The sequence below is a fragment of the Dactylosporangium sp. NPDC048998 genome (assembly GCF_043197855.1).
Classification (GTDB): domain Bacteria; phylum Actinomycetota; class Actinomycetes; order Mycobacteriales; family Micromonosporaceae; genus Dactylosporangium.
On record NZ_JBICTV010000002.1, the window covers coordinates 219,323 to 240,161 of the forward strand.

Consider the following 20,839-nt stretch of genomic DNA (forward strand, 5'->3'; position numbering starts at 1 on the left):
GAAAGCTCAACTGATGTCCCGAGAGGAGGACGACGCGGTGGCGCTCGTTCGGGTGTACTGCGGTCTGGCGTCGGCTGACCCCGCCGAGCCGCAGTCGGGTTCCGACATCTGGTTGACCGTCGCGGTCGTCGACGACGCCGGCCGACTCATCGACATCTGCGAGGTAAGCGACGACGCCGGCGGCTACGCCGAGCTGAGCGCTCTGCTGGCGCAGCGCTCCGGCGGCACGTCCGCCGTGGCGGTCGCGGCCGAAAGCGACGACCACGTCGTCACTCAGCTGCTCACCGCGGCGGGCCGCAACCTCGCCTTCACCGACGACGACTCGGCCGATGACTACGCCGAGCGCTTCGCCGACGACGAGTCGCCGGAGGAGATCCAGTCCAACGCCGCCGAGCGCCGCGCGGTCGGGCTCGCCCGAGCGCTGCAGGCCGGCGTGCTCTCCGCGGTCGGCCAGAGCCCGCCGCGCGACATGCTGCCGCTCAAGCCGGTGCTCGCCGCGCACGCCGCGGTCGTTTCCGGCCGGCAGAGCGCCGCGGCCACGCTGCGCGAGGTGCTCCGCGAGCTCTACCCCGCGGCGCTGCGGGCCTACCCGGACCCGGCCGAGGCCATTCCGCTGGCCATCCTCGACGCGCTGCCGGAGCCGGGCATCCTCGGCGGCGGCGCCAACGGCCGCAAGGGTGACGCCGCCGTCGTCGCCGAGCTGGCCAACGCCGGTGTCGCCGACGCCGACACGCTGGGCGAGGCGATCACCGCGCTGCGCGTCGCGATCGCCGAGACCCCGCGCCGCACCGGCGTCAACCGGGCCGTGAACAACGCCATCGCCGAGACGATCCGGCAGTCGGTCGCCGCGGTGCGCGCGGGCGACGCGGCCGCCGCCGCCCTGGTCGCGGTGCTGGCGGACAAGATGAGCCCGGCCGTGCCCCGGGTCGCCCCGGGTCGCCAGCGCTCGGCTTCGCCGCTCGCCCCGACCGGGATGAGCCCGGCATCACCGCTCGCCCCGGCCACCCCGCTGCGCCCCGCCGCCGCCCAGGACAGCGCGCCGACCCGCTCGCGGGCCGCCGCGGCCGCGTCCAACGCCCGGCCGCCGGCCGCCTCTGCCGACGCCGCGCCGACCCGCTCGCGGGCGGCGTCCCGCGCCGCCGAGGCCGCCCGCGCCGAGGAGTCGGCCGCCACGCGCGCCGTCGGCGGTCGCCGCCGCGCCCAGAACGCCCCGGCCATGCCCAACCAGGCCCAACCGCCGGTCGTCTCCGCGCCCCCGGCCCACACGGGCCTGCCGTCCTCGGTCGTCTCCGGGCCGCCGGCCGTGGTCTCCACGCCGCCGGTCATCTCGACCCCGCCCGGCTACACGCCCGCCGCCGCGAGCGGCCAGGTCACCTCGGCCCCGCCCGCCTACGGGCAGGTCCCGTCCGCGCCGCCGGCCTACGGGCAGGTTCCGTCGGCCCCGCCCGCCTACGGGCAGGTCCCGTCGGCCCCGCCCGCCTACGGGCAGGTCCCGTCGGCCCCGCCCGCCTACGGGGTCCCCTCCGCGCCACCGGTGACGTCGACCCCGCCCGGATACACGCCACCCACGCACGGCACGCATGCCGCGCCGCCGCCGTACCAGCCGGCTGCCTATCAGCCGCCGACGCCGATGTACGCGCCCGCGCCGCCGGTTCCGCCGACCTACCAGCCGCCGGTGCCGGCGTCGATGCAGTCGATCCCGGTGCCGCTGCAGCCGGCCCCGCCGCAGCCCGTGCCCGTCGCGCCGCTGCCCGTGGCGCCCGCACCGGTCGCACCGCCGCCGGTCGCCCCGGCGCCGGTGATCCCGCCGCAGCCAACGGCGAGCGAGCCGCAGTTCACGTCGTTGATGCCGCCGCCGCCCCCGGGCATCGCCCCGCTCCTGAGCGGACCGGAGCCCACCGAACCGGCGCGCTACGACTCGTTCGGCTACGACCCGCTATCCGGCCGGTCCTCGGCGCCGCCGGCCGCGTCCGTGTCCTCCGCACCCACCTCGGGCGGCGGGCACGACAGCGGCGCGATGCGGCTCAGCGACCTCAGCGCGCTCGGGGAGCCGCCGACGCTGGACACGACCGCCGCGGCGAGCTCGCGTGCCGGCTGGCCGCTCAGTGGGGCGGAGACGTCGTCCTCGGAGCCGCCGTCGTACGCGTTCGGGGCCGACCCGCTCGCCTCCCCCTCGGAGCTGAGCAGCCTGCCGAAGCTGAGCGACATCCCGCAGCCGCCCGACTTCAGCGCGCTCGACGCCTCCTCGCCGCTGGAGACCACCGGGTCGCTCTCCTCGCCGGCCACCGGCGGTTCGCTGGGCTCGTTCGGCTCCGGGGAGTTCCCGGCGCTGGGCGGCCGCGGCGAGCTGAGCGATCTCTCCCGGGCCGATCTTTCCCGGGCCGATCCCTCCCGTTCCGACTCGTCGGCCACGGCCGGCCTCTCCCGCGCCGAGCGCAACCGCGCCGAGCGCGAGCGGGCAGAGCGGGCCGAGCAGCCGACCCGGTCGGAGTCCCGGCGCGCCGACCGCAGCCGGGCCGAGGCCGAGGAGCGCAGCGAGCCGGCGCGTAGCGAGCGGTCCCGCACCGAGATCCCGCGGTCGGAGCGCTCGCGCACCGAGATCCCTCGCTCCGAGCGGTCCCGGACCGAGGTCCCGCGCAGCGAGCGGTCCCGCTCCGCCGAGCGGCAGGTCGAGCTGCCGCGCCAGCGCGAGGGCCGCGTGCCCCCGCCGTGGCAGACCGGCGAGTACCCGATCGAGCCCGCGGGCCTGCGGCTGGTCGAGCCGGCCCCGGTGCCGGACCCGGCGCTCAAGGGCGGCTACTCGGACGAGGTCAGCGGGGAGTCCAGCGGCGAGTTCCGCTTCGAGCCCCCGGCCCTCCGCCTGGTCGACTCGGACCGCCCGGCCGAGCGCGCGACGGCCCGCAGCAGCGGCAGCGCCGCCGGCCGGAGCCGCCGCGCCGCCGCCGAGCGCGAGGCCGCCAAGCCCGCCGACGAGGGCGACGGCGACCTGCTGATCTTCGCGGCCGCGCGGTCCGCCTGGTTCACCGACTGGGACGCCGACACCACCGGCGAGACCGAACGCCCCTCTGTGAACTGGGAAAACTCGAACGACACGGCCTGGCAGGCCGCCCAGCGCGCGAGCGCACCGCAGATCGGCGACGAGACCCGGTCCGGCCTGCCGCGCCGCGTGCCCCAGCAGAACCTGGTGCCCGGCGCCCCGGTCAACAACGCCCCGGAGCGCCCGCTGCGGATCGTCCGCGACGCCGCCCAGATCGCCGCGCACACGACCGGCTACTTCCGCGGCTGGCGCCGCGGCCAGGAGGTCGGCGGCTTCTCGGTCGGCGGCCGCCCGGGCCGTGAGTCGGCCGGCGGCTGGGACTTCAGCCGCGAGGCGAGCCGGGACTACCAGGAGCGCGAGTACGAATACCGCTCCGCCCGCCGCTAGCAACGCCTGAGATGGGCCGCTCCCCGGGGTTTGCCGGGGGCGGCCCTTTCCGTGTTCGGGCCTCCACGCCCGGGACGGCCAAAGGTCCGAACCTTTCACCACCCACCACGGCGCGCCGCCTGAAGAAGCGCGCCGCGCCGCCTGAGAAGGACGCTGCGGCGTCATCCGGGCCACAGGCATACCCGGGGGACCACTACCGTCGACGGGTCGCTGACAGGGCTATCGATGCCTTTGCGGCGCGGCGTCCTGGCCGGTCGCTTCCTGGCGGGGTCGGGCGAACACGCTGCGTAATGATCGCACAACGCGAACGCGCACCGGGCGACCCTTGCGGGCTACTCGGTGCGCGGTTGCGGCTGAGGGGTGTCTTGCGTTGTGGAGCGCGGGTTACGCGGGCGCGGTGGCGCGGGTCCGCCGCATCGACAGCACGTACTCCACCAGGGAGATGAGCACGTTCTTCGTCGACTCGCGGGTGCGCGCGTCGCACGACACGACGGGCACGTCGCTGGAGATCGCGAGCGCCTCGCGCACGTCGTCGGCGTTGTGGTACTGCACGCCGTCGAAGCAGTTGATGGCCACCAGGTACGGCAGCCGCCGGTGCTCGAAGAAGTCGATGGCGGCGAAACAGTCCGCGAGGCGCCGCGTGTCCACCATCACGACCGCCCCGATGGCGCCGCGCACCAGCTCGTCCCACATGAACCAGAAACGGGTCTGGCCCGGGGTACCGAACAGGTACAGGATCAGGTCCCGGTCGATCGAGATACGACCGAAGTCCATCGCGACCGTGGTCGTGGTCTTGCCGGGCACATTGCGGGTGTCATCCACACCGACACCGGCGGAGGTCATGATGGCCTCGGTGGTCAGCGGCGTGATCTCCGATACCGAGCCGACCAGTGTGGTCTTGCCCACGCCGAAACCTCCGGCGATGACGATCTTCGCTGACGTGACCCGCCCTGGGCGGTGTGCCACGTCAGAGCCTCCGAAGTCCACTCAGCACCCTCTCAAGCAGTTCTGTGCCCACCGACTCGTTTTCGTCGTCGAGCGAGGTCGGCTCGTACACCGCGACCAGTCCGTCGGCAGCCATGTCGGCCACGATGACGCGGGCGACACCCAGCGGGAGCTGCATGCGCGCCGCGATCTCGGCGAGCGACTGCAGGCGACCGTCGCAAAGCGTGGAAATGTATTGCTGCTCCTGACCGTGAGCACCGCCCGGCCGGGTATTGGCCGCCCGGCCACGCACGGTGGTCTCGACCAGCGCCTCGATCGCAATCTCCAGCTTGGGCCGGGTGCGACCTCGGGTGACGGCGTACGGCCTTACCAACGCGCCCGTTGGCTCATCGCGTTCGGCCATGTTCGCCGTTCACCTCCTCACTCGTCGGGCCTCGTAAGCAGCCAATAAGTCTGTTACAGCTAAGGGATATTGCTCTGTCACCTAGTTCAGCTTCAGCCGAGCATCGAAGCGGCAGGCCGTGGCGGCGGCGTAAGAGCATCACCGACGCGGTCCACCAGCAACGCCATTTCATAGCCGACCTGACCGACGTCGCAGGCGCGGGCCGCGAGGACCGCGAACGACGAACCGTCGGAGATCGACATGAGGAACAGGAAGCCGTTGTCCATTTCGACCACAGTCTGCAGCACGGCCCCGCCCTCGAAGCAGCGGGATGCGCCCTGGGTCAGGCTCACGAGACCGGAGGCGATCGCGGCGAGCTGGTCACCGCGGTCGCGGGGCAGGTCACGAGAAGCAGCCAACAGCAGACCGTCCGCCGAGACGGCGACCGCATGGGCGACCCCCGGCACTCGGTCCGCGAAGTTGGCGAGCAGCCAACCGAGATCCTGCGTAGATGTCATGCCTCTTGCTCCTTGCCAACCTGCGAGTTTTGAGGCCCGGCCGAAGTCGGCTCCGGGGTTTTCGAGTCGTCGGACCGCGTGCGGCCGCGCTGAACGCCTCGGTGATACGCCGACAACAGACCGCGCACGGACTCCGGCGTCCGCTTGTGCGCAGCGGCGGGGTTCTTTTCAACCCCACCTGGAACCAACTGCGACATCGGAACGCGCTTGGGCAAACCAATGTCGGTCGTCGTAAATTCCTGCGCGTCGGCGAGTGCCGCTGCCGCTTGCCATCCTTCGTCTGCCGCAGTGTGCCAGTTTACTGCCGAACCGCTCGATGCCCGGTCGGCCGAACCTCGCGAAGCTTCACCCGGACTACGGGTTTCGAATCGCTGCGGCGGCACGTAATGAGACGACGCGTCGCTGTACGTGACCTCGACCGGGCGAGGGCCCGGCGAGGGCTGCTGAACAGGGGCGGGAGCCGCCGATGTCGGGTCCACCAGGGGGTGCTGCTTGGTCGTCGTGAACCACGCCGACTCGAGCTCCCGGAAGATCGGCAGCTCCATCGTCTCGTCGACGAACCGCTGCCGAGGGTCGTGAGATTCACTCTCGTTCGGCGCCGGGTCCCAATCCAGCCGTACCCGCGGCATCTCCGCCGTCATGTCGACCGGCGCGAGGGGCTCGGGCCTCGGCGCGGGGCGCTGCGGCTCGGGCTCCGCCGCCGGCGGCCAGGCGGACGGCGGCTGGGCGGGCGCGGGCGGCGTCAACAGGCCGGCCGGGCCGGCGGGCGCGTCGTCGTAGGAGCCGGGGAAGCCGGGGCGCTGCCGCGGGATCGGGCCGCTGACCTCCTCGCCGTCGATGTCGCCGTCGGCCGGCCAGCTCTCGTTCGCGCGGCGCTGCGGCAGCGGGCCGAGTTCGCTCGGCGGGTTCGGGCGGGACGGGTACGGGTCGCCGCCCACGCCGGTGAGGTCGGACCAGGCCGGGAGGCTGCGACCGCCGCCGGACGCTCCGGTGCGGTCGGGCCCCGCGCCGCTGCCGGCGTCGAAGCCGCTGCCAGCGTCGAAGCCGCCGAAGCCGCCCTGGCCGCCCGATCCGCCAAAGCCGCCCGATCCGCCGCTCGGCGGAAGGCTCGGGCGGGACGGGGGTGCGGGCGGGGCCGGCCGAGGCGTGGCGCCGTTGGCGAAGCCGTTGACCGTCGGCCGCTCGCCGGTGTTGCTGCCGGAGCCGAACAGGCCGCTGCTGGTGAGCGTGCCGAAACGCGGGCCCGAACCCTGCGAGGGGCCGAGGCCGCCGCCCGTCGGCCCGCTCTCCAGCGCCAGCGGCGAGGCGAGCGGGGAGCGCGGCGCGGGGGTCGACGGGATCGGTCGCGCCTGGACGACGTCGTTGGGGCCGATGGCGGGCATGCCGGCGGTGGGCATCCCGGCGGTCGCCCGCCCGGACAGCGCCCGCGGCACGAGCACGCCGGCCGGAAGCGTCACGTCGGCGATGGTGCCGCGCTCACGCGCCGCCCGCAGCTCGACCTTGACGCCGTGCCGGGCCGCCAGCCGGGCGACCACGACGAGACCCATCATCCGGGAGACGGCCACGTCGACCATCGGCGGGTTGGCGAGCCGGTCGTTGAGCTCGGCGAGCTGCTCGGGCGAGACGCCGATGCCGTGGTCCTCAACCAGCAGTACCGAACGGTCGCCGACGCGGCGGGCCTCGACGATGACCGCCGAGTCCGGCGGCGAGAACGCCGTCGCGTTGTCGAGCAGCTCGGCGACCAGGTGGACCATGTCGTTGACCGAGTGCGCCGCGATCTCGATGTCCCGGTCGATCATGCCGAACTCGATGCGCGTGTAGTGCTCGACCTCGGACTGCGCCGCGCGCAGCACGTCCATCAGCGGGGCCGGCTCACGCTGGATGCGGGTGGAGTCGGCGCCCGCGAGAACCAGGAGGTTTTCGTCGTTGCGGCGCATCCGGGTGGCCAGGTGGTCGAGCTGGAAGAGCTCGGCCAGCCGGTCCGGGTCCTCCTCGCCGCGCTCCAGCCGGTCGAGGTGACCGATGAGCCGGTCGACCAGGATCTGGGAGCGGCGGGCGAGGTTGACGAACATCGTCGCGACGCTGGCCCGCAGGGCGGCCTGCTCGGCCGCGGTGCGCACCGCTTCCAGGTGAACGGCGTTGAACGCCTCGGCCACCTGACCGAACTCGTCGCGGCTGCGGATGGGCAGCGGCTCGGCGATCTGCAGGGCGACCTGGTGCGGCGACATCTGTGTGGCCAGCGACGGGTCGCGCAGGCGCTGCACCGCCTGAGGCAGGCCGAACTGCGCGACCGTGAGCGCGCCGTGGCGCAGCTCGCGCAGCGAGCGGGCCATCGACCGCGCCACGATCCAGGCGAAGAGGAGCGCGAGCAGCAGCATGCTGAGGAGGAGGCCGGCGGTGACGAGCACCTGGCGCTGCAGGTCGTTGCGGTGCGCGGTGGCGGCCTCGATGTTGTGCTCGTCGAACTCGGCCTCGATGCCGCGCAGCAGGTTCGCCTGGTTGATCATGGCGTTGTCCCACTGCGAGGTGCTGAAGATGCCCTCGGGCAGCTGCTCGGTGGTGACCGGCGTCAGCATGCCCTCGAACTTCTTGGCCTCGCGCAGGTCGGAGCCAGAGATCTTCTTGTCGAACAGGTCACGGTGCCACGGCTGGGAGTTGACGCGGAACTGCTCCTCGGCCCGGTCGTAGCCGGTGAGCGACGACTCGAACTCCTTGCGCAGCTGCGGCGTGAACTTCGTGGAGGTGAGCGCCCGGAGCACGACGACCCGTTCGAGGGACACCTGCTCCTTCATCTCCGAGATCGCGGCCGAGGCGCGCATGTCGGCGCCGAGCGACGGGTTGTTCGACAGGCCGGCCGAGGAGTCGCGGATGCCGAGCAGGTCGTCGATCAGCGTGCGGTAGCGGTTCACCACGGTGCTGGCCAGGATGTCCTTGCCGCCGTCGGTGATCTGCTTGCGCATGCCGGGCAGGTCGAGCAGCTGCGTGTCGATCGAGGCGAGCTGCCTGCGGAAGTCCTCCGGCGGGTCGGCCAGGCCGGACCGGGTGAGCCGGTAGTCACGGCTCGCGTCGTCGGTCTTCTGCACCTGCCGCTCGAAGACAGCGCGGGCCTCGACGTCGGCCGGGGTGCCGATGACACCCAGCAGCAGGGCCGAGTTGGCGCGCTCGTTCTGCAGCTCGTGAACCAGGGCCGCGGCCTGGGCGGACAGGCCGGAGAGGGTGCGCGCCCGGTCGGCGTCGCTCGCCTCGGCGATGTTGCCGACGAGACCGTTCGTGCCGACCACGACCGTCGCGATGATGGGGACGATCATGATCAGGCCGAGTTTCGACCAGATCGGCAGGTCCCGGAGCCGGCCGATCGGGAAACGCAGACGCGACGAGTCCGGCTCCCGCGTCGATGGCCGTTTGCTCACTTCACCGCCCTCCGAACCGGCGCCTTGTGTAACAGCAGGCACCCGCGACCGGCCGACCCTACTGGGCCGGACCTCCGAGATTCCACCATGTCCCGTGCCAAGAAGAAAGCCCAGGTCACCCGGTGAACCTTATGTACAGTGACGAAATAAATGTCCGGATAGCTCATATTTATGCCGAAGATCCGCCTACGCTGGGCGATTTACCCGATACACCCAGATGATCGCGGGTGACAATTCCGGACATCACGCCAACTTGGCGTACGCCGGTTTGATGACATCGTTGATCAACGCGAGGCGTTCGTCGAACGGGATGAAGGCGCTCTTCATGGCGTTCACCGTGAACCACTGCAACTCCGCCCAGCCGTACCCGAACGCCTCGACCAGCAGGGCCATCTCCCGGGACATGCTCGTGCCGCTCATCAGCCGGTTGTCGGTGTTCACCGTGACCCGGAAGCGCAGGTCACGCAGCAACCCGATCGGGTGCTCCCGGATCGAGGCGGCCGCGCCGGTCTGCACGTTGGAGGACGGGCAGAGCTCGAGCGGGATCCGCTTGTCCCGCACATACGCGGCAAGCCGGCCGAGGGCGTTGTCCGGCCCGATGTCGTCGACGATGCGCACGCCGTGCCCGAGCCGGTCCGCGCCGCACCACTGGATGGCCTGCCAGATCGACGGCAGGCCGAACGCCTCGCCGGCGTGGATGGTGAAATGTGAGTTCTCGCGCTGGAGGTACTCGAACGCGTCCAGGTGCCGGGTGGGCGGGAATCCGGCCTCGGCGCCGGCGATGTCGAAGCCGACCACGCCGGCGTCGCGGTAGCGGACCGACAGCTCGGCGATCTCCATCGAGCGCGCGGCGTGGCGCATCGCGGTGAGCAGCGTGCCGACGCGGATCGGGCTGCCGAGCGCCGCCGCCTCGGCCGAGCCGGCCCGGAAGCCGTCCAGCACCGCCTCGACCACCTCGGGCAGGGCGAGGCCGCGCTCCAGGTGCTGCTCCGGGGCGAAGCGGACCTCGGCGTACACCACCCCGTCCGCCGCCAGGTCGAGCGCGCACTCCCGGGCGACCCGGTGCAGCGCGTCCGCCGTCTGCATCACCGCGACCGTGTGCGAGAACGTGGTCAGGTATCGCTCCAGCGACCCCGAGTCCGCCGCGGCCACGAACCACTCCCCCAGCCCCTCTGGCGTGGCGGCCGGCAGGTCGTGACCGATCGCGGCGGCGAGTTCGAGGATCGTGGCGGGGCGCAGCCCGCCGTCGAGGTGATCGTGGAGCAGGGCCTTGGGCGCGCGACGGATCTCGTCGAAGGAAGGGCCCGTCGAAGTAGAGGATGCAGCCATGGAACGACACTAGTGGTGTGCACCCCGCCGTCATCACCCATCTGCGCTGTCCGGTCTGCCGCGCGCCGCTTGCATCGACGCAACGGGCGCTGCGGTGCACGCAGGGACACTCGTTCGACATCGCGCGGCAGGGGTACGCCGATCTCACCGCCGGCCGCCCCGCGCACACCGGCGACACGCCGGAGATGGTCGCGGCCCGGACGGCGCTCCTCGCGGCCGGCCACTTCGAGGCGCTGACCGGGGCGGTCGCCGACGCGGTCGCACGGGAGGGCGCCGGACTGGTGGTCGAGGTCGGCGCCGGCACCGCCCACTACCTGGCGCGCGCGATCCGCGACACCGGGAGCGTCGGCCTCGCCGTCGACACCTCAAAAGCCGCGCTCAAGCGCGCCGCCCGCGCCGGCGAGCGGATCGGGGCGGTCCGCGCCGACATCTGGCAGGGCCTGCCGGTCGCCGACCGGTCCGCCGCGGTGGTCCTCGACGTCTTCGCCCCGCGCTCGGGCGCGGAGTTCGCCCGGGTGCTACGCCCGGGCGGCGCCCTCGTCGTGGCCACACCCGGCGCCGGGCACCTGGGCGAGCTGGTCGACGCCCTCGGCCTGATCCGGGTCGACCCCGCGAAGCGGGAGCGGCTGCACAAGAGCCTTGATGCATGGTTCGTACCCGAGACCGAGCGACGGGTGCGCGCGCCGCTCTCCCTGTCACGGGCGGACGCGCACGCGCTGGTCGGCATGGGCCCGAGCGCGTGGCACACCGACCCGGCCGCGATCGCCGCGGCGCTGGACGGCCTGCCCGAGCCCATCCCGGCCACGCTGGACGTCGACCTGACGGTCTGGCGACCGCGCCCGTGACGCGACACATGCGAGCGTCAGGTGGACAGGTCCACCTCTTCCCAGTTGGGCGGTGGGCCGTGGTACGGGCCGGCGAAGACCACCGCCCACTCCAGCGCCCACCGACGCTGCCCCACCGTGTTCGAGTCGGCCTGGCCCGGCAGCGGCAGGCGGCGCCGCTCGGCCTCCAGGATCGACCAGTCCAGGCAGTAGTACAGGTCGAGCTGCTCCGCGGCGGCGACCGCCGAGCGTGGGGCGGCCAGGGTGCGGCGGCGCCAGGCGTCGAAGCTCTCGCCCTGCGCCAGGTTGGGCAGCCGCTCCATGAGGCCGTCCGCGGCGCAGCCCAGCAGCGGGTCGAGGTCCATCGCGATGCCGAGCAGCCACGACAGGGCGAAAAGGGCCTCGACGTGGAGCGCGAACGAGTGCTCGTCGCCCGCGCCGTCGGCGACGAACTGCCACTCCGGCGGGGTCAGCCGGTCGACCAGCCGCGACTCGGCCAGCCACTGCAGGGCGAGTTCGGGCGGCATGCCGAGCGCGCGGGCCAGCACCACGTTGAGGCAGGCGGCCCGCGCCTCGATCTCACCCCCGGGGCGCAGTTCGACCTGGTCCCCCGGCTCCCAGACCAGCGGGAAGTCGGGCGGGGGTAGGGGAAGCCGCAGGCGGTGCAGCTCCTCGAGGCTCGCCTCCCGCACCCGCTGCGGATCCGGCGCCGTGACGCTCACCCGCGCACAATAACCGGCCGTTCGGATGGTCCGTGCATCAGGAGATGCGGTCGAGGATCAGGGGCCGCTTGGCCGGGGCTGCCTCGGTGAGAGTCACCGCGCCGCGGGCCACCTCCAGGGCGGCCGGCAGCTTCGCGGCGTCCTCGGCCCGCAGCTCCATGAGCACGTCGCCGGCCCGGACCGCCTCGCCGGGCTTGCGGTGCAGCAGGATGCCGGCCGAGGCGCTGACCGGATCCTCCTTCCGGGCGCGGCCCGCGCCGAGGCGCCAGGCGGCCACGCCGACCGCGTAGGCGTCCATGGTGGCCACGAACCCGTCCGCGTTGGCGGTGATCGTCTCGACCTCGTTGGCGACCGGCAGCGGCGCGTCCGGGTCGCCGCCCTGCGCGCGCACGAGCGCCCGCCACGAGTCCATGGCCCGGCCGTCGGCGATCGCGTCGAGCGGGTCGACGTCGCCGAGGCCGACGGCGTCGAGCATTTCCCGGGCCAGGGCGAGGGTGAGCGCGACGACGTCCCGCGGACCGCCGCCGGCGAGCACCGCCAAGGACTCCTCGACCTCGACCGAGTGCCCGACGGCCCGGCCGAGCGGTACCTCCATGTCGGTGAGCAGCGCGACCGTGGTCACGCCGTGCGCCTTGCCCAGCTCGACCATGGTGCGGGCCAGCTCGCGGGCGTCGGCGACCTCGCGCATGAACGCGCCGGAGCCGAACTTGACGTCGAGGATGAGCGCGGAGGTGCCCTCGGCGATCTTCTTGCTCATGATCGAGCTGGCGATGAGCGGGATCGCCTCGACGGTGCCGGTGACGTCGCGCAGCGCGTAGAGCTTGCGGTCGGCCGGGGCCAGGCCCTCGCCGGCGGCGCAGATCGCCGCGCCGACGGTGCGCAGCTGCTCGACGAACTCCTCGTTCGACAGCTTGGTGCCGAAGCCGGAGATCGACTCGAGCTTGTCCAGCGTCCCGCCGGTGTGGCCGAGGCCGCGGCCGGACAGCTGCGGTACCGCGGCACCACAGGCGGCCACGAGCGGCGTGAGCGGCAGCGTGATCTTGTCGCCGACGCCGCCGGTGGAGTGCTTGTCGACGGTCGGGCGCCCGACCTTGGACAGATCCAGCCGCTCGCCGGAGGCGATCATCGCCGCGGTCCAGCGGGCGATCTCCCCCGGGGTCATGCCGTTGAGCAGGATCGCCATCGCAAGGGCCGACATCTGCTCGTCGGCGACCTCGCCGCGGGTGTACGCGGCGACCACCCAGTCGATCTGCTCGTCGCTCAGCACGCCCCGGTCACGCTTGGCGCGGATGACGTCCACGGCCGCAAAACTCATCGGCTGCTCCAGTCCTGTTCGATGCCGGCCGGGCGCGGGGTGTCCCCGGCCCAGCTCGCGGTGCCCTGTGCATCCACGACCACGACCCGCGGGGTGCGGATCCGCCCCCATTCGACCGCATCCGCGGCCGTGGCGAAGGTGGGGCCCTCCTCCAGAATGCCCGCCGGCTCGTCGTCGCCGGTGCCGGAGGAACGCTCCCAGTACGACGTCCAGACCTGCCGGTCGCCGGCGATGTCGGGGTGGACGAAGACCGTACCGCTGCCGACCTTCAGCGCCAGCGCCGCCGGTACCGCCGGCGGCCGGTCCCGCTCGGCGCGCTCGGCCGCGATCCGATCGAGGTCGGCGTCGTCGAACGCATACGGCAGCAGCGCCGACATCGGCAGCGGGCCGCTCTGGTGGTCGATCAGCAGCCCCGCGCCCCCGTGCTCCCACAGCAGCTGCCGGCAGCGGCCGCACGGCATGAGCGGCCGGCCGTCGGCGTCCACACAGGCCAGCGCGACCAGCCGGCCACCGCCGGTGATCTGCAGGCTGGACACCAGCCCGCACTCCGCGCACAGCCCGAGCCCGTACGAGGCGTTCTCGACGTTGCAGCCGACCACGACCCGGCCGTCGTCGACGAGGGCGGCGGCGCCGACGGGGAACTTCGAGTACGGCGCGTAGGCCCGGCCCATGGCGGTGATGGCCGCGCTGCGCAGCGCGGCCCAGTCCACGTTCACCGTCTGTTGAGAATTCACGGTTCTATTCTTGCTTCCCGGCTCCTGGTTCCCGATGTCATCCGCCGCGGCGATAAGGCTTGCCGTCGGCGGCGGGCATGCGCAGCCGCTGCGCGGCGAGGGCGAGCACCACCAGCACGGTGATGTACGGCGCGGCCTGCACCAGCGCCGTGGGGATCTTGTCGACGGTGAAGAAGATGACGTACGACAGGATGCCCAGCACCGCCGAGGCGATCGCGACGACCTTGTTGCGCCGGCGCAGCTCCCACACGGCCAGGGCCAGCAGCAGCGCGCCGACCAGGATCAGCAGCGCGTGCACCGACTCCGAGCCGCGGCGCAGCTGCAGCGCATCGGTGTAGCCGAAGAGCGAGGCGCCCAGCGCCAGGCCGCCCGGTCGCCAGTTGCCGAAGATCATCGCGGCGAGACCGATGTAGCCGCGGCCGCCGGTCTGGAGGTCGCGGTAGATCGTCGCGCTGACCGTGGACAGGTACACACCGCCCAGGCCGGCCATCGCGCCCGAGATGACCACGGCGTAGTACTTGTACTTGTAGACGTTGATGCCGAGGCTCTCCGCGGCCCGCGGGTCCTCGCCGACCGAGCGCACGCGCAGGCCGAACGGGCTGCGCCAGAGCACCACCCAGGTGAGCACGATCAGCAGGACCGCGAGGATCGTCACCAGCGACACCTGGACCAGCAGGCCGCGCAGCACCCCGGCGAGGTCGCTGATCAGGAACCAGTGGTGCTTCTCCAGCCCCTCCAACCGGTCCACGTACGGCACCGAGACCCGCCGCACGATCTGGTCGCGCTGCAGCGCCGGCGACTGGGTGGCCCCGGCGCTGCCCCAGGTGATGAAGGAGAGATACCGCGTGAGACCCGGCGCCAGGATCGTCATCGCCACGCCCGAGATGATGTGGTCGACGCCGAAGGTGACGGTCATGAGCGCGTGGATGAGCCCGCCCACGGCGCCGCCGGCGATGCCGATGGCAAGCCCGATCCACGGCCCGTACTGCAGGCTGCCCCAGGCCCCGAACCAGGTGCCCAGGACCATCTGCCCCTCGAGGCCGATGTTGACCACGCCGGCCCGCTCCGACCACAGGCCGCCGAGGCCGGCCAGCCCGATCGGGATCGCCGCCTGCAGCGCGGCCTGGATGGCGCCCTGCGAGGTGACGTCGTCGGCGCCGGTGAGCAGGTGCACCAGCGACAGGCCGACGAGCGCGCCGGCGATGAGAAGCAGGATCCGGGAGGTGCCCATCCGGCGTCGCTTCGGCGCCGCCGTTCCCGCCGCGGCGGCGGAGAGCATGGCGTCGGTGCTCACTTCGACTCCTCAGGGGTAACCGGGGCCAGCGGGGCCGAGCCGGCCGGGGCCGCGGTGGCGGCGCCGACCCGCTGCTGCTGGGCGCGGCGGCCGATGCGGGCGGCGAGCTCATAGGCGACGACCACGGACAGGACCGCGACGCCCTGCATGATCAGCACGATCTCCTTGGGGATGCCGTCGAGGTCGAGGATCAGCTGCGAGCGGGCCAGGAAGCCCCATAGGATCGCGCCGAGCGCCATCCCGACCGGATGGTTGCGCCCGAGCAGGGCGACCGCGATGCCGGTGAAGCCGATGCCGCCGAAGCCCTCGGTGTAGGTGTGGGTCTCGCCGAGCATGCGGGGCAGGTTGACCAGGCCGGCAATCGCGCCGGAGATCAGCATCGCGGTGATGACCATCCGCTTGGCGTTGACGCCGCTGGCCGTGGCCGCGAACGGGTTGTAGCCGGTGGCCCGCAGGTCGAAGCCGAAGCGGGTGCGGTTGATGGTGAACCAGTACGCCACGCCGAGGACCACCGCGACGACCAGGAAGCCGAGCACCTTCTGGTCGGTGCCGGAGACGATCGGCAGGCCGGGCATCCAGGAGTCCTTCGGAAGGATGCCGGTGGTCTTGATCTGCGCGCGCGGCTCCTGCACGCCCCAGTGGTCGTTGAGCAGCCAGGTCACCACCTGGGCGCCGATCGCGTTGAGCATCAGCGTCGAGATGACCTCGCTGACGCCCCGCCGGGTCTTGAGCACGGCGGCGATCGAGGCCCAGGCCGCGCCGACCAGCATCGCCACGACCATGATCAGCGCGATGCGCAGCGCGCCGGGCATCCAGCTCATGAAGGACGCGCTGGCCAGGGCGCCGGCCATGAAGGCGCCGATCTTGGACTGGCCTTCGACGCCGATGTTGAACAGGCCCATCTTGAAGCCGATGGCGACCGCGACGGCGGCGATGTAGTACTCGCTCGCCTTGTTCAGGATCTCCACCTGCGAGTCCGGCATGACGCCGAACGTGTACATGTCGGAGAAGGCCTGGATCGGGTCCTTGTCCGTGATGAGCAGCGCGATCGACGAGATCGCGGCGGCCAGCAGCAGCGCGGCGACCGGGGCGACCAGCTGGGGCACCAGCTTGGCCGGGTCGATGCGGCGCCAGAAAGCGGGCGGCGCGGTGGCGGCGGCGCTCACGCCGACACCTCCGCTTCGCTCCGGCTCCGGCGCGAGTCGAGGCTGTGTCCCTGGTGAGCGGCCTCTACGCTCCGCTTCGAACCGCTCACTGGGCGGCCTCCTCGGTCGTGGCGCCGGTCATGGCGACGCCCAGCTGTTCGGGGGTGACGGTCGCCGGGTCGGCGTCGGCCACGAGCCGCCCGCCGTAGATGACCTTCAGGGAGTCGGACAGCCCGATCAGCTCGTCGAGGTCGGCCGAGATCAGCAGTACGCCCATGCCGGCGATGCGGGCGTTGCGGATGTGGTCCCAGATCGCGGCCTGGGCGCCGACGTCGACCCCGCGGGTCGGATGCGCGGCGATGAGCACCCTCGGCGCGTGGCTCATCTCCCGGCCGACGATCAGCTTCTGCTGGTTGCCGCCGGACAGCGCCACGGCGGCGACGTCGATGCTCGGGGTGCGCACGTCGTACTCCTCGACGATGCGCTGCGTGTCGCGGCGCGCCCCGCCGACATCGATGAGGAACCCGCGGGCGTTGGGCCGCTCGGTCTGGTGGCCGAGGATCCGGTTCTCCCACAGCGGCGCGTCCAGCAGCAGGCCCTGGCGGTGCCGGTCCTCCGGCACGTAGCCGATGCCGGCCTCGCGGCGGCGCCGGGTCGGCCAGGCGGAGACGTCCTCGCCGCCGAGCCGGATCGTGCCGGTCGCGGGGCGCACGCCGAGGATCGCCTCGGCGAGCTCGGCCTGGCCGTTGCCCTCGACGCCGGCGATGCCGACGACCTCGCCGCGGTGGATCGTGAAGGTCGCGTTGTCGACGACCGGGCGCCCCTCCGCGCCGAGGACGGTGAGCCCCTCGACAACCAGCACGGGCTCGTCGGTGACGGTCGACTCGCGCGCCTCCGGGCTGGGCAGCTCGCTGCCGACCATGAGCGTGGCCAGCTGGCGGGCGGTCACGTCGGCCGGCTTGACCGAGGCGACCGTGGTGCCCCGGCGGATGACCGTGATGTCGTCGGCCACCCCGCGGACCTCGTCGAGCTTGTGCGAGATGAACAGGACAGTCAGGCCCTCGCGGATGAGCTCGCGCAGGTTGCCGAAGAGCTCTTCGACCTCCTGCGGAACGAGCACCGCGGTCGGCTCGTCCAGGATGAGGATCCGGGCGCCGCGGTAGAGGACCTTGAGGATCTCCACGCGCTGCCGGTCGCCGACGCCGAGGTTCTCCACCAGCTCGTCCGGGCCCACGCCCAGGCCGTACCGCTGGGAGATCTCCCTGATCTTGGCTTTTGCCCTCGCCCCGATCCCGTGCAGCTTCTCGGCGCCGAGGACGACGTTCTCGGTGACCGTGAAGTTGTCGGCGAGCATGAAGTGCTGGTGCACCATGCCGATGCCCGCCTCGATCGCGCCCTGCGGCGAGGAAAACCGCACCGGCCGCCCGTCGATGACGATCTCGCCCTCGTCCGGTGGCTGCATGCCGTACAGAATCTTCATCAGGGTCGACTTGCCAGCACCGTTCTCACCGACGATCGCGTGGATCGTTCCCTTACGGACGGTGAGGTTGACGTCGGAGTTGGCCACAACGCCGGGGAACCTTTTGGTGATCCCCTTCAGTTCGACGGCGGGTGGGTCCGCGGTCATCCAGGCTCCTCTAACAGATGATGGCGGGGGACCGGATCACAGTCCCCCGCCGTACACCCGATGTCTACGTCGACTCGGTCAGTTCTTTTACTTGGTGGGGACGGTGACCTTGCCCGACACGATGTCGGCCTTGGCCGCGTCGAGCTTGTCCTTGATGTCGTCGACCTGGCCACCGGACGTGGCGTAGCCCACGCCGTCGACCTTGAGGTCGAAGATCGTCGCGCCGGCCTTGAAGTTGCCCGCCGCGAAGTCCTTGACGAAGTTGAACACCGCGTTGTCGACCCGCTTGAGCATCGAGGTCATGATGACCGGCTTCAGCGAGGCGTCGGTGACGGTGTTGTACTGGTCCGAGTCGACGCCGATGGCCAGGGTCTTCTTGTCCTTGGCGGCCTCGAAGACGCCGGTGCCGGAGCCACCGGCCGCGGCGTAGACGATGTCCGCGCCCTGGTCGTACATGCCGCTGGCGGCCGTCTTGCCGCCGGCCGGGTCGTTGAAGCCCTTGCAGGCGTCGGCCGGGGTCGACAGGTAGTTGGTCAGCACCTTGATGTCGGCCTTGGTGGCCTTGGCGCCGGCCGTGAAGCCCGCCTCGAACTTCTTGATCAGGTCGACCTGGCAGCCGCCGATGAAGCCGACCGTGCCGGTCTTGGACTTCAGGGCCGCGGCGACGCCGACCAGGTAGGAGCCCTGCTCCTCGGCGAAGGTCAGGTCAGCGACGTTGTCGGCCGTGGTGCCGCCGTCGACGATCGCGAACTTGGTGTTCGGGCAGTCCTTCGCGGCACGCGCGAGCGGGCCGTTCGCGGCGTCGGCGCCGTCGTAGACGAAGCCGACGGCGATGACCGGGTTGTAGCCGGTGGTGCAGAGCAGCTTCAGGCGCGAGTACTTGTCGTTCTCGCTCTCGCCGGCGACCGCGGCCAGGTCCTTGACCTCGACGTTCATGTCGCTCTTGACCCGGTCCAGGCCAGCGGCGGCGGAGTCGTTGAAGGACTTGTCGCCCCGGCCGCCGATGTCGAAGGCGAGGCCCACCTTGATGTTCTTCTTCTCGGGCGCCGCGCTGTTGTCGCTGCCCGTGCTGCCCTTGTCATCACCGCAAGCGGTGATGGTGCCCAACGCGACAAACGCCACCGCGGCGGCCGCGAGAACCTTCATCCCACGCACTCGGCGCAAGACGGTCTCCCTTCCCAATGCACCGCCCCAACGCGGTGAACCCAACGGCGGGAGCGTACGCCCTCAGGGGTGTCGTTCCCGCCTTCGCTGCCGGGTTGGGAGGAGTGCGTTATAGGGCCGTGACGTGTTGAGCGTCCCTCCCGTCTTCTGGGATCGATCTTGTAACGCCGCAGTTACGTCGGGGAACCGGCAGGTTACCTCCAAAACACGGCAACCGCGGCGTTAGCGATCGTTAATCCGACCAAAGCGAGGAAATGACCGCGGTTGACCCCCTCCCGCTTACGGGAGAAGAACGCCATGACGAAGATCATGAGGCCGATCACGAGCTTGACGGCGAGCTTGGCCGTCGGCGGCTCGTGCTCGCCGCCGCCGCGCAGCGGTGCCGCGAGCCCGAGGCCCGTGACCACCTGGATGCCGGCGCCCCACAGCATGGCCGGGTTGATGCGCAGCCTGCCGGTCAGGTACTGCGCGACCGAGCCGCCCAGCAGCAGCGCGAAGCCGATCAGGTGCAGGAACAGGAGGGTAAGGCGCAAAGGTTCCATCCGCGCAAGGTAGCGGGCGGTTGACTCTCCCTCTGCTGGAGGGTCGAGGATCCGGACATGAACATCGGCGAGCTGTCCCGCATCACCGGGCTGCCGGTCAAGACGATCCGGTACTACTCCGACGTCGGGCTGGTGCCGGAGGCCGAGCGGTCGCGGGCCGGCTATCGACGGTACGATCACGGCTCGATCGTGCGGCTGGAGTTCGTGCGCACCCTGCGCGAGCTGGGGCTCGACCTCGCCACGATCCGCCAGGTGCTCGACCGCGGGGCGGACCTGCGCGGGGTGGCGGCCGCGCACGCCGAGGCGCTCGGCGCGCAGATCCGGGTGCTGCGGCTGCGCCGGGCGGCCCTGCGCGCGGTGGCGGGCCGTGACGCCACCCCCGCCGACCTGGAGCGCCTGACGAAGATCGCGCAGGCCAGCGCGGACGAGCGGAAGCGGATCGTCGGAGAGTTCTTCGACAGCATCTTCACCGGCATCGCCGAAAGCGACGAGGCGCGGCGGTTCACCGAGGGCATGCGCAGCGTGTCGGCGGACCTGCCGGACGAGCCGACCGACGAGCAGGTCGACGCCTGGATCGAGCTGGCCGAGATGCTGCGCCAGGAGGACTTTCGCGACAAGCTCCGGGAGATGGGCCGGCACAGCTTCTCCCCAGGCGCGCGGCGGGTCGTCCCGACCGACATGTCGGAGATCAAGTGGTTCGTCGAGCTGGTCGGCAGTGCCCAGGACAAGGCCCCGGACAAGGCTCTAGACGGCGGCGCGCCCGACCCGGCGGCGGTGGTCGACGAGGTGATGGGGCGCTGGGCCGAGGCGGCCGGGCGCGCGGACTCCCCCGAGCTGCGCGACGAGGTCGTCGCGGCGCTGGAGGGGGCGATCGAGCCCCGGGCGGAGCGCTACTGGCAGCTGATGGCCACCATCAACGGCTGGCCGCCGATCCCCGCCACGATGCACCGCTGGGCGTGGTTCCTGTCGGCCCTCAAGGCGAACCGCGCGTGAGGCCGGACGCAGCGGCTCGGCGCGCTCACTGCCCGCCGAGCCGCTGACCGATCAGCTCGTCAGCTTGGCCGCGATGCGGGCGAAGCCCTCGCGGATCTCGTCGACCGACGGCGGCTCGTGCGAGTGGTCGCCGTGGTCGTGATCGTGATCGTCCTCGTCGTCGTAGCCGGCGAGCTCCGCGTCGAGCGCGGCCGTCTCCACGTCCTCGGTCTCGGCCGCCATCCGGGAGGCGGCGATGTCGCCCTGGATCTGCGCGACGGTCACGTGCGGCTGCAGCGGCTCCACGACCGCCATCAGCTCCTCGTCGGCCACCACGGCCTCCGCCAGCGCGAGCGCGTGCGCGCGCTCGTAGGGGCCGCACACGACCGGCTCCCATTCCTCCTCGTCGTTCATCGGGCCGAAGGTGATGATCCACGGCAGGGTCAGCGCCGGCGCGTCGGCCGGCAGGTCCAAAGTCACGAGTGCACCCAC

Annotated in this window: 17 protein-coding genes; 3 read left to right on the forward strand and 14 right to left on the reverse strand. The window is 72.1% G+C overall.

The features are described 5' to 3' along the window. The first annotated feature begins 13 nt into the window (after positions 1–13). A complete protein-coding gene (locus ACGFI8_RS05025) occupies positions 14–3,424 on the forward strand; it encodes a hypothetical protein (protein ID WP_392800160.1) in 3,411 nt (1,136 codons plus the stop codon). A gap of 384 nt (positions 3,425–3,808) precedes the next feature. Here the strand turns inward: ACGFI8_RS05025 and ACGFI8_RS05030 are convergent, their stop codons facing one another. The 5 genes from ACGFI8_RS05030 to ACGFI8_RS05050 form a co-directional block, all read right to left on the reverse strand. Continuing rightward, positions 3,809–4,411, reverse strand: coding sequence for an ATP/GTP-binding protein (locus ACGFI8_RS05030; RefSeq protein WP_392800163.1), 603 nt, complete (start codon positions 4,409–4,411; stop codon positions 3,809–3,811). Then, positions 4,392–4,772 carry a DUF742 domain-containing protein gene (locus ACGFI8_RS05035; RefSeq protein WP_392800166.1) on the reverse strand — a complete coding sequence of 127 codons (381 nt, stop codon included), beginning with the start codon at positions 4,770–4,772 and terminating at the stop codon, positions 4,392–4,394. Before ACGFI8_RS05035 ends, ACGFI8_RS05030 begins: the two co-directional genes overlap by 20 nt. Before the next feature lie 92 nt (positions 4,773–4,864). Then, positions 4,865–5,269, reverse strand: a complete 405-nt coding sequence (locus ACGFI8_RS05040; protein ID WP_389342733.1) for a roadblock/LC7 domain-containing protein — start codon at positions 5,267–5,269, stop codon at positions 4,865–4,867. After that, a complete protein-coding gene (locus tag ACGFI8_RS05045) occupies positions 5,266–8,679 on the reverse strand; it encodes a nitrate- and nitrite sensing domain-containing protein (RefSeq protein WP_392800168.1) in 3,414 nt (1,137 codons plus the stop codon). The genes ACGFI8_RS05040 and ACGFI8_RS05045 overlap by 4 nt, the downstream gene beginning before the upstream one ends. A 243-nt stretch (positions 8,680–8,922) precedes the next feature. Next, positions 8,923–10,008, reverse strand: coding sequence for an adenosine deaminase (locus ACGFI8_RS05050; protein WP_392800171.1), 1,086 nt, complete (start codon positions 10,006–10,008; stop codon positions 8,923–8,925). On the opposite strand from ACGFI8_RS05050, the gene ACGFI8_RS05055 reads away from it, so the two are divergent. Further along, positions 9,999–10,853 (forward strand): putative RNA methyltransferase, encoded by an 855-nt coding sequence (locus tag ACGFI8_RS05055; RefSeq protein ID WP_392800174.1) that lies wholly within the window; start codon positions 9,999–10,001, stop codon positions 10,851–10,853. The genes ACGFI8_RS05050 and ACGFI8_RS05055 overlap by 10 nt on opposite strands. A gap of 17 nt (positions 10,854–10,870) precedes the next feature. Here the strand turns inward: ACGFI8_RS05055 and ACGFI8_RS05060 are convergent, their stop codons facing one another. The 8 genes from ACGFI8_RS05060 to ACGFI8_RS05095 form a co-directional block, all read right to left on the reverse strand. After that, positions 10,871–11,554 carry a DUF4272 domain-containing protein gene (locus ACGFI8_RS05060; RefSeq protein WP_392800177.1) on the reverse strand — a complete coding sequence of 228 codons (684 nt, stop codon included), beginning with the start codon at positions 11,552–11,554 and terminating at the stop codon, positions 10,871–10,873. A gap of 37 nt (positions 11,555–11,591) precedes the next feature. Next, positions 11,592–12,869, reverse strand: coding sequence for a thymidine phosphorylase (locus ACGFI8_RS05065; RefSeq protein ID WP_392800178.1), 1,278 nt, complete (start codon positions 12,867–12,869; stop codon positions 11,592–11,594). Next, a complete protein-coding gene (locus tag ACGFI8_RS05070; RefSeq protein WP_392801191.1) occupies positions 12,866–13,585 on the reverse strand; it encodes a cytidine deaminase in 720 nt (239 codons plus the stop codon). The genes ACGFI8_RS05065 and ACGFI8_RS05070 overlap by 4 nt, the downstream gene beginning before the upstream one ends. A 55-nt stretch (positions 13,586–13,640) precedes the next feature. Continuing rightward, positions 13,641–14,897 carry an ABC transporter permease gene (locus ACGFI8_RS05075; RefSeq protein ID WP_392800180.1) on the reverse strand — a complete coding sequence of 419 codons (1,257 nt, stop codon included), beginning with the start codon at positions 14,895–14,897 and terminating at the stop codon, positions 13,641–13,643. Then, positions 14,894–16,063, reverse strand: coding sequence for an ABC transporter permease (locus ACGFI8_RS05080; RefSeq protein ID WP_392800183.1), 1,170 nt, complete (start codon positions 16,061–16,063; stop codon positions 14,894–14,896). Before ACGFI8_RS05080 ends, ACGFI8_RS05075 begins: the two co-directional genes overlap by 4 nt. Before the next feature lie 85 nt (positions 16,064–16,148). Beyond that, the gene (locus ACGFI8_RS05085) at positions 16,149–17,669 is read right to left on the reverse strand and encodes an ABC transporter ATP-binding protein (protein ID WP_392800185.1); all 1,521 of its coding nucleotides are present in this window, start codon (positions 17,667–17,669) and stop codon (positions 16,149–16,151) included. An 87-nt stretch (positions 17,670–17,756) separates the two neighbouring features. After that, complete coding sequence (locus ACGFI8_RS05090) at positions 17,757–18,815, reverse strand: BMP family protein (protein ID WP_392800188.1); 1,059 nt, start codon at positions 18,813–18,815, stop codon at positions 17,757–17,759. A 212-nt stretch (positions 18,816–19,027) separates the two neighbouring features. After that, positions 19,028–19,375, reverse strand: a complete 348-nt coding sequence (locus tag ACGFI8_RS05095) for a hypothetical protein (protein ID WP_392800190.1) — start codon at positions 19,373–19,375, stop codon at positions 19,028–19,030. Positions 19,376–19,432: 57 nt separating this feature from the next. On the opposite strand from ACGFI8_RS05095, the gene ACGFI8_RS05100 reads away from it, so the two are divergent. After that, on the forward strand, positions 19,433–20,368 hold the full coding sequence (locus ACGFI8_RS05100) for a MerR family transcriptional regulator (RefSeq protein WP_392800193.1): 936 nt from the start codon (positions 19,433–19,435) through the stop codon (positions 20,366–20,368). 51 nt (positions 20,369–20,419) lie between these two features. Here the strand turns inward: ACGFI8_RS05100 and ACGFI8_RS05105 are convergent, their stop codons facing one another. Next, positions 20,420–20,839 (reverse strand): hypothetical protein, encoded by a 420-nt coding sequence (locus tag ACGFI8_RS05105; protein ID WP_392800195.1) that lies wholly within the window; start codon positions 20,837–20,839, stop codon positions 20,420–20,422.

Excerpts from the sequence above, each read along its gene's own strand:
- ACGFI8_RS05085 (WP_392800185.1), bottom strand. The coding sequence starts at position 17,669 with ATGACCGCGGACCCACCCGCCGTCGAACTGAAGGGGATCACCAAAAGG.
- ACGFI8_RS05095 (WP_392800190.1), bottom strand. The coding sequence starts at position 19,375 with ATGGAACCTTTGCGCCTTACCCTCCTGTTCCTGCACCTGATCGGCTTC.
- ACGFI8_RS05065 (WP_392800178.1), bottom strand. The coding sequence starts at position 12,869 with ATGAGTTTTGCGGCCGTGGACGTCATCCGCGCCAAGCGTGACCGGGGC.
- ACGFI8_RS05055 (WP_392800174.1), top strand. The coding sequence starts at position 9,999 with ATGCAGCCATGGAACGACACTAGTGGTGTGCACCCCGCCGTCATCACC.
- ACGFI8_RS05050 (WP_392800171.1), bottom strand. The coding sequence starts at position 10,008 with ATGGCTGCATCCTCTACTTCGACGGGCCCTTCCTTCGACGAGATCCGT.
- ACGFI8_RS05035 (WP_392800166.1), bottom strand. The coding sequence starts at position 4,772 with ATGGCCGAACGCGATGAGCCAACGGGCGCGTTGGTAAGGCCGTACGCC.
- ACGFI8_RS05100 (WP_392800193.1), top strand. The coding sequence starts at position 19,433 with ATGAACATCGGCGAGCTGTCCCGCATCACCGGGCTGCCGGTCAAGACG.
- ACGFI8_RS05090 (WP_392800188.1), bottom strand. The coding sequence starts at position 18,815 with ATGAAGGTTCTCGCGGCCGCCGCGGTGGCGTTTGTCGCGTTGGGCACC.
- ACGFI8_RS05040 (WP_389342733.1), bottom strand. The coding sequence starts at position 5,269 with ATGACATCTACGCAGGATCTCGGTTGGCTGCTCGCCAACTTCGCGGAC.
- ACGFI8_RS05025 (WP_392800160.1), top strand. The coding sequence starts at position 14 with ATGTCCCGAGAGGAGGACGACGCGGTGGCGCTCGTTCGGGTGTACTGC.